The organism is Ruegeria sp. AB10 (assembly GCF_056542745.1).
In genome coordinates this window covers 95,989-111,031 of record NZ_JBQGAI010000006.1, presented here as the reverse complement: position 1 = coordinate 111,031, position 15,043 = coordinate 95,989, and the positions used below count along the sequence as shown (strand labels likewise).

The following is a 15,043-nucleotide window of genomic DNA, read 5'->3' as shown; positions in this document are numbered from 1 at the left end:
GCTACTTCAGCGGCAAACAGATTTCCGTCAGCAGTTCTTCGGGTGCGGTGTCACGGGGATCGTTCAGATAGATTTCGTAACAGGGCTTATCTGCGGGCTCTTCGCCCGATTCCGGCAGCCAGTTGCCGAACAGGCTGTGATAAGCGGCCTCAAGCCCCGAATACGGGCCCTTGAAGGTCAGAACGGCCGTCTTGCCGCCGGGGATCTGCACGGCCTCCATGCCTTCGGGTGTGTCGGCACCGCAAAATTCGGCCCCGGCATAGCTGCGCAGGTCGTCGACAGGCACGGCGTCGGGGCTATCGAGATAGACGCCGATTACAGGCCCAACCTGCGACCACAACTGGCGGGATTCGCACAAGGCGCTGAAGGCCTCGAAGCTTTTTCCGATCTCGGCATAGGCGCCCTTGTGCGGCAGGCCGACAACGCGGCGGACGGGTTCGGTTCGGGTGGTTACAGGATACATGGGATATTCTCCGGTTCTGAAATGTGGATGGGCGGGCAGAAACTGCCCGGCCTTGCGAAATGCAGAAGGGCTGCGGCTGTAAGCCTCTGAAAAGGCCCGCGCAAAGGAGTTCAGGTTGGGATAACCAACGTCCGACGCGATCCGAGCCACCGGCTTGTCGGACCGAACCAGCGCGATGGCCGCCCGGTGCAGCCGTATCCGACGCACCGCCTGCGCGCAGGTTTCCCCGGTCAGGGCGCGAAACACCCGGTGCCAGTGGAATCGGGACATCGCCGCCACGTCGGCCAGCGCATCCAGCGACAGATCCCCGGCGGGGTGGTCGTGGATGTACTCCAGTACCCGCAGTATGCGGTTTTCATAGCTGGCTGGCATTGACGCCCTTCCTTCTCTTTGCCCATCCGTGGTCGCATATCCCGCATCCACAAATCTTGCTGAGTTGCATCCCGGGCAACCACAGGTCATATAGCAGGGAACTTCCGCGTTGAGAGGCGTCATGACCCAGTATCTGGATTTCGAAAAACCCCTGGCCGAGATCGAAGGCAAGGCCGAGGAACTGCGCGCGCTGGCCCGTGCCAATGAAGAGATGGACGTGGCCGAAGAAGCCGCCGCGCTGGACGCCAAGGCCGCCAAGCTGCTGGAAGAGCTTTATGGCGACCTGACCCCATGGCGGAAATGTCAGGTGGCGCGCCACCCTGAACGCCCGCATTGTCAGGACTATGTCAAAGAGCTGTTCACCGAATTCACTCCGCTGGCCGGGGACCGGAACTTTGCCGACGATCTGGCGGTGATCGGCGGCTTGGCCCGGTTCAACGATCAGCCCGTCATGGTGATCGGCCACGAAAAGGGCTCGGACACCAAATCGCGGATCGAACGTAACTTTGGCATGGCCCGCCCCGAAGGGTATCGCAAGGCCGTGCGCCTGATGGAAATGGCCGGCCGCTTTGGCCTGCCGGTAATCACTCTGATCGACACCGCCGGTGCCTACCCCGGCAAAGGGGCTGAGGAACGCGGACAGTCAGAGGCCATCGCGCGCTCAACCGAGATGTGCCTGAAAATCGGTGTGCCGCTGGTGTCGGTGATCATCGGCGAAGGTGGCTCGGGCGGGGCTGTGGCTTTTGCCACCGCGAACCGCGTCGCGATGCTGGAGCATTCGGTCTATTCGGTGATCTCGCCCGAGGGCTGTGCCTCGATCCTGTGGAAGGATGCCGAAAAGATGCGCGAGGCCGCCGAAGCGCTGCGCCTGACCGCTCAGGACCTGCACAAGCTGGGCGTCTGCGACCGGATCATCACCGAACCCAAGGGTGGTGCCCACCGGGATCGCGAAGCCACCGTTGAATCGGTGCGCACTGCAATTGCCGCCATGCTGCAAGAGCTGGACGGCAAAGATGCAGCGGCCCTGATTCAAGACCGCCGCCAGAAGTTTCTGGATATCGGCTCGAAAGGGTTGGCGGCCTAACCGCCCAACCGCCGCAGCAACTCAACCGAAGGCTTGCCGGTAACGGCCAGCCCGTTGGCGCGCTGGTACGCGCTGATCGCGGATTCGGTATTCTTGCCGATCACCCCGTCCGCCCCCTGCGTGTCATAGCCAGCCGAGGTCAGACGGCGCTGAAGCTCCTTGCGGTCCTCCAGCGTCAGACCCGTGGCATCCGGCCCGAACGAGGCCTGAAACGGCGCACCGCCCGCGATCCGGTCAGACAGGTGCCCGACTCCAATCGCATAGCTGTCCGAGTTGTTGTAGCGTTTGATGACCTGAAAATTGCGGAACACGGCAATGCGCGGCCCCGGTTTTTGCGGCTGCAGCACAGCGACGGGCGTGCCCGAAACCGTACCGGCCTCACCCCCCCAGGGCTGTCCCCGCACCCAACCGGCGCGCGCCAAATAGGCGGCGGTTGAGGCCAGAGAATCCGTCGGATCCTCGGACCAGATATCCCGCCGCCCGTCACCGGTGAAATCCACCGCATAGGCCAGATAGGACGTCGGGATGAACTGCGTATGCCCCATCGCACCGGCCCAGCTGCCGGTCATGTTGGCGGGGCTCGTGTCGCCCTCTTGAATGATCTGAAGCGCCGCGATCAGTTGCTTTTCAAAGAACGCACCCCGACGCCCGTCATAGGCCAACGTGGACACCGCCGAGATCACCGGCACATCCCCGCGCCGCGCGCCATAGCGGCTTTCCAGGCCCCAGACGGCAACGACGACCTCTTTATCGACGCCATACTGCGCCTCGATCTGCGACAGGGTCCCGGCGTGGCGCACCAGCATCTGCTTGCCGGTCGCGATCCGCTCGTCCGAGGCTGCGATGGCCAGATAATCCTCGAGCGAGCGCTTGAATTCGACTTGATTGCGGTCGCGCTCGATCACCTCGGGCAGATAGCCTGCCCCCTGAAAGGCAAGGTTGAGGGTGGTTTGAGAAATCCCCTGCGCCGCCGCCCTGCCCTTGAAGCCTGCAACCCATGCATCCCACCCGGCATTGGGCACCGGGCGCATCCGCGAGGCGGGTGCGCTGGTCGGGGCGCCGGTGGAACAGGCGGTCAACAGGGCCGACCCGAGGCCCAATGAAAAAATCCGTCGATCGATCATGATTGAAATCTGCTCTTGTTGTGATTTGGGTCAGAGTAACCCAGACCCAACTTCCAAACCACAACGACATAGCCAATCAGAGGCAATTTCAGACCTTCGGCAACAAGCCGCTTAACTGACCAGCAACCGCAGGCCCTGTGTCACATCCGAGCGCACCGCCAGCCGCAAACCGGGCTCGTCTCCGGCCTGCAACGCCGCGATGATCAGCTTGTGGTTATGCGGAGGGTCGGTCCGCCGAAGCCGCCCGTAAAGCGCGCGCATGGTGGGGCCAAGCTGTAGCCAGACGGTTTCCGCAATCGCCAGCATCGCCGGGGCCTGTGCCCGCAGATAGAGCGTGCGGTGAAACTCCAGATTGGTGCGGATGTAGCCGACGGCGTCCCGTTTGGTGACCATCTCGGCCACGTTCATATTGATGCTCTGCAACCGGTCGATCAACGCCATATGCGCCCTCGGCAGGGCGCGGCTGGCCAGTTCGACCTCAAGCAAGGCGCGCAAGGCGGCCAGTTCTTCGATCCGGTCATTGGTCAGTTCAGGCGTTGAAACGCGGCCCGATGTAGACAGGAATAACGCACCTTCGGCCGCCAGCCGCCGCACGGCCTCACGCGCGGGGGTCATCGAGACACCGAATTCCTTGCCGATCCCGCGCAGGGTCAGCGCCTGCCCCGGCGCCATCTCGCCATGCATGATTCTGGAACGTAACGCGCGGTACACCCGGTCATGTGTCGCGCTGTGAGAGTCTGAGGGGCGTGTGGTCAGCATTCCCAATTTGTGATCACAAACGGGCGCGGGGTCAACTCACCACGGCATCGAATCTGTACTGGTGCAGCTGCGCCCCGTTGTCGCGCAGCCAACGCCGCTGATCGCGGTAGTCCCCGAAAATCCGTTCGACCTGTGCCCAGAATGCAGGGGAATGGTTCATCTCGGCCAGATGCGCCACCTCATGCGCGGCGACGTAGTGCAGAATCTCGGACGGCGCGAGGATCAGCCGCCAAGAGAACATCAACCCCCCGGCCGAGCTGCACGACCCCCACCGGGATCGGGTATCGCGGATGGTCAGGCTGGAATACGACCGACCCAGCATGGCCGCGTAATCGTCGCAGGCCCCGGTCAGACGGTCCCGCGCCAGTTCCTTGAGAAATCGTGCCAGGCGCCGCGTCTCGGCCCCAGCAGGCACGGCGATTTCATCGTTCTGCAACAGAACACGACGCCCCGTTGCCGGCACGATTCGCCGCTCTATGCCTTCGATGGGGATGGTCTGACCGAACTGAACGATTGCCGGATCGGGGCGATCCTGCAAATGCTGACGAATCCACTCTTCCTTGGTGCGGGCAAAACTCAGCGCCTCGGTCTCCGGCACGCCCTGCGGGTAGGTCAGCGTAACCCGCCCATCCAGTTGGGAAATCCGCAGGCTGATCCGCCTCGCCCGCGCCGATTTGCGCAACGTCAGCGGCACCGGAGGCGTCCCGGGCAGTGCGTGATCTCCCATATGCCTGTTTCTCCTGCTCAAAGGCTTTGACAGTGCCTGCTGCATGTGGCACGTGACCTGAATCATTATTACGACTCACCTGATATCAAGGGGATTTGACATGCCCAAGGAAGAATGGGGCGTAAAGCGCGTTTGCCCGACAACCGGCAAGCGGTTTTACGACCTGAACAAGGACCCGATCATCAGCCCCTACACTGGCGAGATCGTGGAGCTTGAAACCGGCAAAAGCCGGATGATCGCCGCAGATGCGGAAGACGCCGCCTCGGCCAAAGCGCGCAAAGACGCTTCGGATGAGGAACTGGTTCTGGACGATGACGACAATGTCGATGTCGAACTGGACGATGATCTGCTGGACGATGATGACGACGACAATGATAACGTCTCGTTGGACGATATCACCGACATGTCGTCGGAAGACGAAAACTAAGACCGGTCAGAGGCGGCCCACGCCGCCTCATGCCCACCCCGGACGCGGGGCGGAAACTTTTTGGCATTTTCCATTTTTTGGACTTGCGCTCATCGCCACCGTCTCATAAACGTCCGTCCACTGCTTCGGCAGTACCATGATGGGGCCTTAGCTCAGTTGGGAGAGCGCTTGCATGGCATGCAAGAGGTCAGGGGTTCGACTCCCCTAGGCTCCACCATCTCACATTTTTGGTTGCAGAAATCCGCTAACACCTTGAATGGAAAGGTGATTTTAGCGGTTCGATAACCCCTTTCGCGGGAGTATCGTAGGGGTTCCGAAAAGGTCAATCTAAGCACTGTTCGCTTGAGTAGTAAGCTACCGTTTTCATAAAGATTCCAAGGCTTTGACAGAAATTCCAAGACCGGTTCGATAGACTCCTCTCGCCTGCCTTTCGGAGGCATGATTTGGTCAACTCGCTCGGTGAGCAGGATTTTCTCGCGCTCAAGCTTGTCTATACGCGCTTCATATGCGCCAATGACAGAAGGGCTAGTCGCATCCATAATCCTGTCCAGAAGGCCCTGAATCTGTTTATCGAGGTCGGCTATCTGCCGCTTGAGAGCAGCCTTGTCGTTCTTGGCTTCTATGAGGCGCATGTTCCATGCGTCGTTAAACATCTCCCTGACCAGAGCGAAGAGCTGCTTTTGTGGCTGCAACGCCCTCAAAATCTCGGAGAATCCGTTTTCGATCTTTGCTCGCGGAACTGATTTGCGGTTGCTCGTACAGCCCCGCGTGTCGCACAGGTAAGACGATTTCATCGAGACCAGGAAGGGAGCATTCGCGCTCCCCATAGCCGCCGGTCTCCTGATCACCGAACTGCTGATCAAGCCATGGGCGTGCTCAATCGCGATTTCCGACGAGCTGCGATCCCTCGCCGCAAACGGAATGCCGGAGGCCGCATTCGCGTTGGCTGAGCTTTACTCAGATCGAGGCGCAGAGGGCCAGGCAAGACTCTGGATGGCCAAGGCCGCTGACCTTGGCCACCAAACCGCAATCAAACAATTGAAAAGGTACAAACTATGAAGCTGAATCTATTTCTCGCTGCTGCAACCATCGCTCTGGCGCAACCTGCGTTCGCGCAGGGTGTCCCTGTGATCGATGCCACCCAGATTGCGAATGCGAAGCAGCAATTCGCACAAGAAATTGCCCAGATGGTGAAAGAACTGGAAGAGGCCAAACGGCTGTATGATTCCGTCAACGGCATCACTGACATGGCCGATATCGCCAACGCGCTCAACGATCCGAAGGTGCGGGAACTTCTGGGGCCGGAGGCTATCGAGATTGCCAGCTTGCTTGAAGTGGACATCAACGGTCTGGGCGACCTGTCCCACACTGCGGGCCGATACCTGGATCATACGCGCGTCACCTCGGCCGATATCTCCGCAGAAGAGTTCTACCGGCAAGAGCTGGACCGTATCGGCGCGCAATCGGCCCGTGATGCGGCCCTTGGCGACCGCATCGTTCAGTCCGCAGATGACCGCCTGGCCGGTCTGGAACGGCTACGGCAGGCGATTGGCGGGGCCTCGACACAGAAAGAGATCGATGCGCTGTCAGCGCGCCTCCAGGTCGAGACAGCGATGCTCCAGAACGACACCATGGCCGCAATAGGACCGATCTTCATCTGCTTCGCTTTATTTGATGTGACACGCGGCTGGTTCTTCTCCTGGCTGGGGGCAGATATTGAACTTTCTCATCTTCAAGCTGCTGATTTACGTCCTGTCACTGACCATCATTCTGATGCTGGAACGAGCAGTGCTTCAAACTGACGTTCTTCCGGCGACCCTGGCTATGTTCTATTTCGCAGGCGTCACCGTCACTGGCATCATTTTCTTCTTCCTGCTGCCTTCAATTGCCGCCGCGCTATCAGCGGGTGCGCAGGCGTCCACAGGTGCGCTACAAAGAGGTGCGGAGAGATATCTTGGCCGTCGCCTGGCAGGCGGTGGAAGCGGGAACAACCCAGCAGGGAGCGCTAGTAGACGATGACTAAGGAAAACAACCCTAATTTCACCTGAGCTGATATTCACGGACCTGAAGCCAAAACAACGGCCAAAGCCAAAGTTAAAGCGTTGAAAGAAGTCCTTCGTCGCCACGGCAAGACACCAGAAGGCCAAGCTAAGACTCGCGAACTGCTGAAATCGCTCGGCATAGACGTTGAGAATGCTCAGGCAAGCACGGAAAACCGTATGCAGGTTAGTACAGAGCCGGTCTCCGACGAGGAGCTTTGGAAAAATACGCCAGAGCAATGGCGGCACCTGCTGCCCCCTGAAATTGTGGACCGGTTCGAAAAGTAAGTATCGCAACCCTCCGGCACCTCTGACTCTCGAATTGTACTGGCTGTCTGACTACCGAAATACTGTCTTAAGGCGGGGATACATGTCGTTGCACCCCGCCTTGGCTATTCTGAAAAATTGAAGGTAGATTCTTCAAAGAGTCGTGAATGTCGGCAAAGAGCCTCATGCGCCAAAATCAGCTCTTAGTACTTTAAATGGGCAAATCTGCTTTTTTGGACTAGTCATTTTAAGCTCAACAATGTAAAGATCTGAAAAAAGATCCGGGAGCAGTGAATGCCTAAGAAAACTGTAGAACCTTTGCGGCCAGAAGCGCAACCTCCAGCTCTGCCCAAAGTAGTTGGTGGGTTCTCTACCGTGTTAGCGGACCCGCCCTGGCGCTTCACCAACCGCACAGGCAAAGTGGCTCCGGAACACCGTCGTCTCGACCGTTATTCAACTATGGATCTTGAGGCAATCAAAGCTCTCCCCGTTTCGGATGTTTGTGCCAAGAACGCTCATCTATATCTGTGGGTACCTAACGCGCTATTGCCAGATGGCCTCGCTGTTATGGAGGCTTGGGGGTTTCGCTATGTGTCAAACATTATTTGGGCGAAGCGACGCAAAGATGGTGGGCCTGATGGTCGTGGAGTGGGTTTCTATTTCCGAAATGTAACTGAAATTCTCCTATTCGGGGTCAAAGGGTCTATGCGAACTCTCGCTCCAGCCAGGTCGCAGGTGAATATGATTGAAACCCGCAAGCGTGAGCACTCCCGTAAGCCAGATGAACAGTACGACTTAATTACGGCCTGTTCGCCTGGCCCCTACCTGGAGATGTTCGCTCGCCATCCGCAGGAGGGATGGACGCGTTGGGGTGATGAGTCATCCGAGGAAGTGGAACCGCGCGGTCGAGTGCACAAAGGGTATGCCGGCGGTGAGATGTTCCCACCACTACATTCTAGTGAAAAAATCCCTGAAACTGTCGCATCCGAAATTGGGCGCGAGATGGGGGCTCGTTATGAGGCGGGCGCGAGCATCAGGGACCTTGCAGTTGAAACAGGCTATCCGATTCAACGTGTTAGATCACTGCTTGAATTGGCGGAGACGCCATTGAGAAAACGCGGTCGGCCTCCTGCCTCAGAATAGATACTCAATCAGTGGGATAGGGCGTTCCGTCCCATGTGGTTTCATTTGCAGCCACAATTAACACTGGACAAGAACCCATAACTCCGCGCCTCACTCTGATTTGAGCTTTGTCAAATGCAGTGACCGTCGACGTTGTAAGGTCAATTGGGAGCTTTTTGGTGCGTTCTTCTTCGGGTAGCGTCTCTTGATAATCGGCCCATAGCTGTCGCGCCAATCTAAGAAGCGGCAATCGATCTTTCGTTATTATCACGCCAGCTGATATCACCCCTGCTTCATACCATGAGCGATAAGCAGCCAAATCGCGGTCCAAATTTCCATCCTTGGCGTTCCACTCAACATCGAGAACCACCCTGTTCTTGAAGTTGTCGACCAAATAGCCCTTTTGGTATACCTCGGGCAGCTCTCCAATTTTTTCTTCCTCTTTTGAGAACAAAATTCCCTTGGTGGATAGGTCTAATCGAGTTTCCTGCCAGCCTCTATCATGAAAGGCATTGTCGATCTGTTCGGCTATGTCGCCCCTGTTGCCGCCCGCGCGCAGCCAATACCGGGGTTCCAGCCGGTACGTAGAGAGGATGCTTACGATATCATTCCACTCCTCGGGGCACACGGCCTTCATGACAGCGGATGCAGAGTTTGTTTCCATGAACGACCAATGATCTCGTGCCTCGCGCGGCGTTACACCAAGGTCATCATAGGTATAGGTCTCAAACATTCATCTTCCTTAATTCATCCAAGAGAAACCAACGTCGCCAACCAATGAAGGTACGATACGCAGGTTTCCTCCCAGTTCTCTTTCCGTCATTCAGTCTTGATGGGATTGACGACTGCCAAGCCCCTAAATTTATTTACAAAATCCCGGTCGTTGAGTGTGATCAGTGCAACCCCTTTTGTCTTCGCCACAGCGCCGATCATAAAGTCGGGCAAAACACCATCCTTCTTTCCAGTGCCTTTGCTGCGCCGATATTCTTTGAAGACTTGGCCTGCGGAAAAAAGGCTTTCATCATCAGCGCTTAAGTTGGCAATTCCAAGTTCATCAAGGGCCAAGCGGAGCTCTTCCGCCGAGCTCATACCCGCCGACGCTTCGGCAAATACAACCTCGGTGACAAACACCATGCCACTTGATTTGTATTTTTGAAATTCACTTAGTACCGCAGCGTGTGCGTCTTCATCATCATTAAGAAGCGCAATCAAAGCGGACGTGTCCATACATGCAGAGGTTGGTTCCAATTCAGCCTCTCATCAATGACATGAGATCTGACGAACTCATTGTAGGCTTGATACCTCGGTTGCGAATATTTGAGAGCGCACGTACTGAAGCCTCCCTGACGAACATATCGACGTCGAAAGCCTTCAATTCATCATGGTCGAGCAACTCATATGAGGCGTCAAGCCACTCCATCGTGTTCACCACACCCGCCGGAAGAGACTTTGGTGCTCTTGGAAGTTTTTTATCCACCAAGCCATACGGGCGGGGGTCGTTTGTTTTGCCCGAACTAATGGCTTCGGCGGAACGTTCGAATCTGGACGGTCCGCCGACAGACACATACATCTCCAACAGGCGACCGAGAGCGTATGATTTTTCTATGTTTATCCCACCGGTGAGTGAGGCGAACTCGAATTCATCAAGGGCCTCTCTAATCGAAGAAGTCGTCAGACGCCGAGCATAATTAAGGCGGCAGAGCCGATCCGCCGCCAAAAATGAAGCATTCATCCACCAGCGCTCTATTGTTTCAGCCACCATCGAGCGCAATCCGCCAATTTGATAAAGAAAGTTCAAGTTTGTGCTGAGCTTTCGAGATGTCTTCGCTTTGTATCGCTCATCACCGTCCAAAAATGACTGAATGTCATCGGCATTCACTTTGGAAACGTCCCATTGATGCGCGCCAGCTAGCCTTTCTACGATGTATCGGTTGGACCATAGAGCAGGCCGCCGCTGATATTGCCGCGCGCCTTGCCAGGCACCCACCAGAGACAGGTTGAAGGCAAAGAGCGCGAGCCTATCGAAGTGAGCCGAATGATCAAACGATACAGCCTGAAAAACAAGTTCATCGAACGCGATCCTATCCCCGGTTCCATCTGAATAGTTAAAAAGAAAAAAATTTGCGGGGATGTAGAAGTTGATTTTCTCCGCTTCCAACCGCTCACGGAAACCGCTTCGGCTTACATCTGCGTACTCTCCACCGAATCCGACTCTAATGGCTCTGTGTAACTCGGCTAGGCCACGACCGTCTCGTCCCCAACCAAAGTTCTTGGTGAAGCTACCAGGATGCCAGTCTTCTGAATTATCCGGCATGACACTCCTTTTTCACAGCCAATTGAGGATTGCTTCGGCGTCCCTCGGGATTTCATGTTCGATTGTTAAGGCATCATTGCCACTTGGTCTATCAGAACGAACGAATCTAGCGGGCCGAGCTAGGGAGTTTTCAATCCTCACCTTCGGGAAATATCCTCGGGGTCCGGGGCAGACAGCGTCGCAATCAAGTCAAGATTGAGGAGATCGAGGCGGAAGCCCGGCCGCAGCTGGAGCATCAGCAGGTCGTTGAACTCGCCCTTCCGCCTTGAGGATCTGATCGCGGCCACCGAGGCGGCGGCCCGCCCGACGCACGAGGCGTGGGTCCGCGAGCTGAAGACGGCGACCGGCCTGACAGACACTGCAGACGAAACCCGACAGGCCCTGCTGGATTGGCAGACGCGTCTGGTCGATGAAATCCCTTATGCCGAGGCATTGGGGGATGCCTTGGCGCTGGCGGAGTTGGTCGGCCGCGCTGAAGTGCTGGACGAGGACGGCCCGGCGCTGTCCGAGCCTAAGATCGGCACGGTGACATTCAAAGAGGCGCAGGAGTTCCAGCGTCAGAAAGTCAGCCTGCCGAGCCGGGTCTGGACGGACACGTTGCACCAGGCGCACGACCGCGCCTTTGTTGTGGCCGGTGCCGATTCCGTTTCCCTGGTCGAGGATCTGCGGGGCGCGCTGGACAAGGCTATGAATGGCGGTGGCGGTCTGGATGCGTTCCGAAAGGAGTTTGACGAGATCGTCACCCGCCATGGCTGGGACTACAACGGCGGGCGCAACTGGCGCACGCGGGTCATCTACGACACCAACTTGCGCACCGCCCACCAAGCCGGTCGCCTGAAACAGATGCGGGATCCGGACGTGGTCAAAACGCGTCCGTACTGGCTGTACGTCCATGCTGAAACCCGCGAGCCGAAACAGCCACGCGAGCAGCACTTGGTATGGGACGGCAAGGTCTTCATGCACGATAATCCGATTTGGGACCGGATCTACCCGCCCAACGGCTGGAAATGCTCCTGCGGTGTACGTGCTATCAGCGCGGCCGGGTTGCGACGTCTGGGTAAGGACAGCCCGGACACCGCGCCGACGCTCAAGATGCGCAAGGTTCAGGATCCGACCACGGGCGAGCGGATCGAGGTGCCCGAGGGGATTGATTTCGGCTGGGGGTATCAACCTGGCAATACTTGGGAGCGCGGGATCGTGCCGCGTGAGCTGCAGAAACCGTTAAACCTGACCCGGCCGGACCTGCCCTTACCGGTTTCGCCGCCGCTCTCGGATCTGGGCCGCCCATTCTCTGCGCCGGTTTTGCCTGAAGGCCAGGAACCTGAGTTCTATGTTCAGCGGTTCCTGCAGCGCTTTGGCGCAGATATCGACAGGGGCGTGCTGTATCGGGATCGCGCCGGTCAGGCAGTGGTGATTTCCGATCAGCTGTTCCGGAACGCGGATGGCGCATGGAAGGTGCTGAAGTTCGGTCGAGCTGTAGACGCCGAGCGGTTGGCTGAGGCGATCTTTGATCCGGATGAGATTTGGGTGGACTGGGTTGATATGCCGGATGGTGTCCGTCGCCTGGTACGCCGGTACCTGCGCTGGGATCCGGAGACGTCCACCTATTCCTCGTTCAACTGGACGTCTGGCGCGTGGTTCGGGACAACGTCCTTCTCCCCAACCAAAGGTCGGCGCAACAAGCCGGACGTCAAATACCTCGAGCGTCACCGCCGGGGTGCCTTGATCTTCAGGAGGGAAAGCTAAGGCGGCAGAGGTTGGGATCTGCCGCCAGCCAGCGATAGGATCTGATACCCACCCAACGGGTTCCATCGCTGCGCGAACAAAGGGTACTTCACAGCTCTCAACAGTTCAACACTACTTCTGTCTAGCTAGGTTTTCCGCGAACGTGCCCAAAGTAAAGACAATTGTCATGACAAACAGAAGATAAAGAAAAAACACAAATACTAACAACAACGTATGACGAAGCGGGGAACTCTTTGGCTCAGGTACATTGAATGCCTCAAGAAGCTTTAAGAAGCCAGACACTGCGTTCCATATAAGGAGAAGCCCCCCCACTAGCCCAAAAGACAGCCCGAAAAGCACAAGTGCAACGTCATCCCATGGAGAAACAAACTGAAGGCGCCAAGGACCCAAATGCAAACTGTTTTGAAACGCGTCCTTGTTAAAAATGATCGCAATGCCAACAAAGCCGAACGATGCGCCAACGATGTAGTTTCGTAGATGCGCCGATACAGCGTCAACCCGATGGATATTTTCAGAGATTGTCGGCTTTACTTTATTCGAAGGGGTGTTTTCCGAGGTGGTGCTCATTCGTTTCTCTTATGATGGTGGGCAACCTCAAATTGAAGTCACTTCGCAAGAAACAGCTAAATCTTGCATGGAGGTGAGAAAATCAACACTTGCAAGATAAAAAGCACCAAATGGCCCGGGAGCAGAAAATGAAAGTCAAAAACTGGATGATGGCGGGTCTATCCGCTCTTGTATTGAGCTCCTGTCAGATCGAAAATGACAATTCAGCTGATCTGACCGGCAGTGTCACACATATTCGAGACGGTGACACCATTGAGGTCGAGGGTGTTTCGATCCGTTTGGCTGGAGTGACTTGTGACGAACGCGGGACACCCGGAGGAGTGAGCGCCACACGCGCCATGACGCAACTGGTCGACGGACAGACACTGTCCTGCAAATTGACAGGTGAAAAAACCTATGATCGTGAGGTTGGCCGGTGCAGTTTGCCGGATGGCCGCGACATCGGTGGGGAATTGATTCTGGTCCGCGAATGCGGTCGGTGCGCCAGATACGACCCGGCTGGCACCTACATCGCGCAGCAACAACAGGCTGGACCGTATAACGGGGCAATGCCCAGGTATTGTCGCACGTGATTCAGGAGGAAAAGGCAGATGACTGGTGCACGTTTGGAATTCAGCTTCAACGACGAGGCGTTGCGTGCGGATCTGCGTGTGCGCCTGTCTAAACTGGAAAACCCTGAACCATTCCTCAAGTCTATAGGTGAGGAATTCGCCGGTGCCGGGGGTGTGATCAATCTGCGTTTCAAAAATGAGCGCGATCCCGACGGCAAGCCCTGGGCACCGCTTTCGGAATCGCAAAGACGGCGCCGTCAAAAGCGATACGGCAACGCGCCGGCGACCATCCTGCGGATGCGGGGCTATCTGGCTGGGTCGATCAACTATCAGGTCAGCGGCGGCGTTCTGACAATCGGCACCGGCAAGGAGGTTGAAGCCTACGCCGCCATTCATCAATTCGGTGGAAAGGCGGGGCGTGGCCTGAAGGCAGTTATTCCGGGACGCCCGTATCTCGGGTTTTCTGCTGACGACGTAGATCTTATAGAACGAGACCTGTTTGGGTTTTGGGAAAATTGAGTCGTTTGATTTAGGGCTTCGAAACAGACGTGGCTGTACCAAACCCTGTCGGATTTCGTCGCATAGCTCGTTCCTCTTTTGGATTCGCTCAGCTCGTGTATGGCTTATGCACATCCTGAATTTATTGGTGTCGCGCTAAGTTAACGCCTCGGAAGTTCTTCTTTTGCGTGCATTTTCTCTTGCAACCTAGGAGGACGACAAGTGAAAGATAGTCAATCTTAGGGCAATTCTAAGTTCATACGACAGGTTATTTACACAGTGATTGATGAGATCCGATTTTCTAGCGTACTTGTGGCGTGTCAGGCGACACATGTACCGAGCTTTTTCTTTCAAATCGAAGCATTGCCGCCTCGCCTTTGACGTGGTTGTTCCACACGTTTGTCATGCAAGTTCGAGAGTGGCTCAAGGCAATGTCTCTACTACAACGAGGTGGACGTGAAAAAAGAGAAGATTCTGCTAGCGGTTTGCAAAATTCTCACCGCAACAACATTCCTCGTCGCGATCAGATACTTTCTGCTAATAGATCTGCCAAATGTAGATCTACCTGATTTGAACTTCCTCCCTAGCCCATTCGCCGCGCAAAAGTACTGGGTCTGCAATGGCGCGATGATTGCCTTTGCAGTTCTGCTCACAGTGCAGAGACGCTTGCAAGAACGTGTTGAAAAATCTGAATAAGTAGAGGGATAAACAATCGATGGCGTGCGGCGACGACGACATTGGAAAAAACTTCCGCAATGATATGTTGCCAAATGAGACGGCCCTCCCTGAACCAGTTCCCTGGTCAGACCTCACGGGTGCAGAGTTGCCAGAGCATAGGAATACCCTGAAAGATTTTACTCAATCTTCCGAGAAATGCCCTTAGCGATAGCAAATCATGAACTTTTCCCGTAAAAGCTGTTGACAGATTTAGATTTTGACGCCTAGCGTTGGGGAGTTCTGGCAGTGTTTTTCTTGGATGTTGG

The 15,043-nt window shown here is 56.4% G+C and carries 18 protein-coding genes, 1 tRNA gene and 1 pseudogene; 12 read left to right on the top strand and 8 right to left on the bottom strand.

Annotated features, from left to right (window positions below):
• Position 1: 1 nt before the first annotated feature.
• Positions 2-835: an AraC family transcriptional regulator gene (locus ACR0NT_RS13425; RefSeq protein ID WP_170674124.1), complete on the bottom strand. Its 834-nt coding sequence runs from the start codon at positions 833-835 to the stop codon at positions 2-4.
• Positions 836-956: 121 nt separating this feature from the next.
• Between ACR0NT_RS13425 and ACR0NT_RS13420 the strand changes: the two genes are divergently transcribed.
• Positions 957-1,919 carry an acetyl-CoA carboxylase carboxyltransferase subunit alpha gene (locus ACR0NT_RS13420; protein ID WP_170674126.1) on the top strand — a complete coding sequence of 321 codons (963 nt, stop codon included), beginning with the start codon at positions 957-959 and terminating at the stop codon, positions 1,917-1,919.
• Here ACR0NT_RS13420 and ACR0NT_RS13415 read toward each other — a convergent pair.
• From ACR0NT_RS13415 to ACR0NT_RS13405, 3 genes are all read right to left on the bottom strand, one after another.
• The gene (locus ACR0NT_RS13415) at positions 1,916-3,043 is read right to left on the bottom strand and encodes a lytic murein transglycosylase (protein WP_170674128.1); all 1,128 of its coding nucleotides are present in this window, start codon (positions 3,041-3,043) and stop codon (positions 1,916-1,918) included. The two genes, ACR0NT_RS13420 and ACR0NT_RS13415, sit on opposite strands and share 4 nt — an antisense overlap.
• A 111-nt stretch (positions 3,044-3,154) precedes the next feature.
• Positions 3,155-3,802: a GntR family transcriptional regulator gene (locus tag ACR0NT_RS13410; protein ID WP_170447853.1), complete on the bottom strand. Its 648-nt coding sequence runs from the start codon at positions 3,800-3,802 to the stop codon at positions 3,155-3,157.
• A 31-nt stretch (positions 3,803-3,833) separates the two neighbouring features.
• Positions 3,834-4,529: a M48 family metallopeptidase gene (locus ACR0NT_RS13405; RefSeq protein ID WP_480443212.1), complete on the bottom strand. Its 696-nt coding sequence runs from the start codon at positions 4,527-4,529 to the stop codon at positions 3,834-3,836.
• A gap of 100 nt (positions 4,530-4,629) precedes the next feature.
• On the opposite strand from ACR0NT_RS13405, the gene ACR0NT_RS13400 reads away from it, so the two are divergent.
• The 7 genes and pseudogenes from ACR0NT_RS13400 (at position 4,630) to ACR0NT_RS13370 (ending at position 8,405) form a co-directional block, all read left to right on the top strand.
• On the top strand, positions 4,630-4,956 hold the full coding sequence (locus ACR0NT_RS13400; RefSeq protein WP_170447851.1) for a TIGR02300 family protein: 327 nt from the start codon (positions 4,630-4,632) through the stop codon (positions 4,954-4,956).
• 141 nt (positions 4,957-5,097) lie between these two features.
• A tRNA-Ala gene (locus tag ACR0NT_RS13395) sits at positions 5,098-5,173 on the top strand.
• A gap of 226 nt (positions 5,174-5,399) precedes the next feature.
• The gene (locus ACR0NT_RS13390) at positions 5,400-5,699 is read left to right on the top strand and encodes a hypothetical protein (RefSeq protein ID WP_170447849.1); all 300 of its coding nucleotides are present in this window, start codon (positions 5,400-5,402) and stop codon (positions 5,697-5,699) included.
• A gap of 312 nt (positions 5,700-6,011) precedes the next feature.
• Positions 6,012-6,758: a type IV secretion system protein gene (locus ACR0NT_RS13385; RefSeq protein ID WP_170674130.1), complete on the top strand. Its 747-nt coding sequence runs from the start codon at positions 6,012-6,014 to the stop codon at positions 6,756-6,758.
• A gap of 300 nt (positions 6,759-7,058) precedes the next feature.
• Positions 7,059-7,283 (top strand): hypothetical protein, encoded by a 225-nt coding sequence (locus tag ACR0NT_RS13380; protein ID WP_170674132.1) that lies wholly within the window; start codon positions 7,059-7,061, stop codon positions 7,281-7,283.
• Positions 7,284-7,556: 273 nt separating this feature from the next.
• A pseudogene (locus ACR0NT_RS13375) lies at positions 7,557-8,177 on the top strand (MT-A70 family methyltransferase); the annotation flags it as partial.
• A 21-nt stretch (positions 8,178-8,198) separates the two neighbouring features.
• Positions 8,199-8,405, top strand: a complete 207-nt coding sequence (locus ACR0NT_RS13370) for a helix-turn-helix domain-containing protein (protein WP_480443257.1) — start codon at positions 8,199-8,201, stop codon at positions 8,403-8,405.
• 4 nt (positions 8,406-8,409) lie between these two features.
• Here the strand turns inward: ACR0NT_RS13370 and ACR0NT_RS13365 are convergent, their stop codons facing one another.
• From ACR0NT_RS13365 to ACR0NT_RS13355, 3 genes are all read right to left on the bottom strand, one after another.
• Positions 8,410-9,117 (bottom strand): BglII/BstYI family type II restriction endonuclease, encoded by a 708-nt coding sequence (locus ACR0NT_RS13365; RefSeq protein ID WP_170447841.1) that lies wholly within the window; start codon positions 9,115-9,117, stop codon positions 8,410-8,412.
• 86 nt (positions 9,118-9,203) lie between these two features.
• On the bottom strand, positions 9,204-9,611 hold the full coding sequence (locus ACR0NT_RS13360) for a type II toxin-antitoxin system VapC family toxin (RefSeq protein WP_480443255.1): 408 nt from the start codon (positions 9,609-9,611) through the stop codon (positions 9,204-9,206).
• A gap of 22 nt (positions 9,612-9,633) precedes the next feature.
• Entirely contained in the window at positions 9,634-10,698 is a 1,065-nt protein-coding gene (locus ACR0NT_RS13355; protein WP_170674134.1) for a hypothetical protein, read from the bottom strand.
• Between the two features lie 246 nt (positions 10,699-10,944).
• Between ACR0NT_RS13355 and ACR0NT_RS13350 the strand changes: the two genes are divergently transcribed.
• Positions 10,945-12,444, top strand: coding sequence for a PBECR2 nuclease fold domain-containing protein (locus tag ACR0NT_RS13350; RefSeq protein ID WP_170674136.1), 1,500 nt, complete (start codon positions 10,945-10,947; stop codon positions 12,442-12,444).
• A 111-nt stretch (positions 12,445-12,555) separates the two neighbouring features.
• On the opposite strand, the gene ACR0NT_RS13345 is transcribed toward ACR0NT_RS13350, so the two are convergent.
• Positions 12,556-13,011 (bottom strand): hypothetical protein, encoded by a 456-nt coding sequence (locus ACR0NT_RS13345; protein ID WP_170674138.1) that lies wholly within the window; start codon positions 13,009-13,011, stop codon positions 12,556-12,558.
• A gap of 89 nt (positions 13,012-13,100) precedes the next feature.
• Here ACR0NT_RS13345 and ACR0NT_RS13340 point away from each other — a divergent pair, with 89 nt between their 5' ends.
• The 3 genes from ACR0NT_RS13340 (at position 13,101) to ACR0NT_RS13330 (ending at position 14,756) form a co-directional block, all read left to right on the top strand.
• Positions 13,101-13,583 carry a thermonuclease family protein gene (locus ACR0NT_RS13340; protein ID WP_170674140.1) on the top strand — a complete coding sequence of 161 codons (483 nt, stop codon included), beginning with the start codon at positions 13,101-13,103 and terminating at the stop codon, positions 13,581-13,583.
• An 18-nt stretch (positions 13,584-13,601) separates the two neighbouring features.
• The gene (locus tag ACR0NT_RS13335) at positions 13,602-14,081 is read left to right on the top strand and encodes a phage virion morphogenesis protein (protein WP_170674142.1); all 480 of its coding nucleotides are present in this window, start codon (positions 13,602-13,604) and stop codon (positions 14,079-14,081) included.
• Between the two features lie 435 nt (positions 14,082-14,516).
• Entirely contained in the window at positions 14,517-14,756 is a 240-nt protein-coding gene (locus ACR0NT_RS13330) for a hypothetical protein (protein ID WP_170674144.1), read from the top strand.
• Positions 14,757-15,043 lie beyond the last annotated feature (287 nt).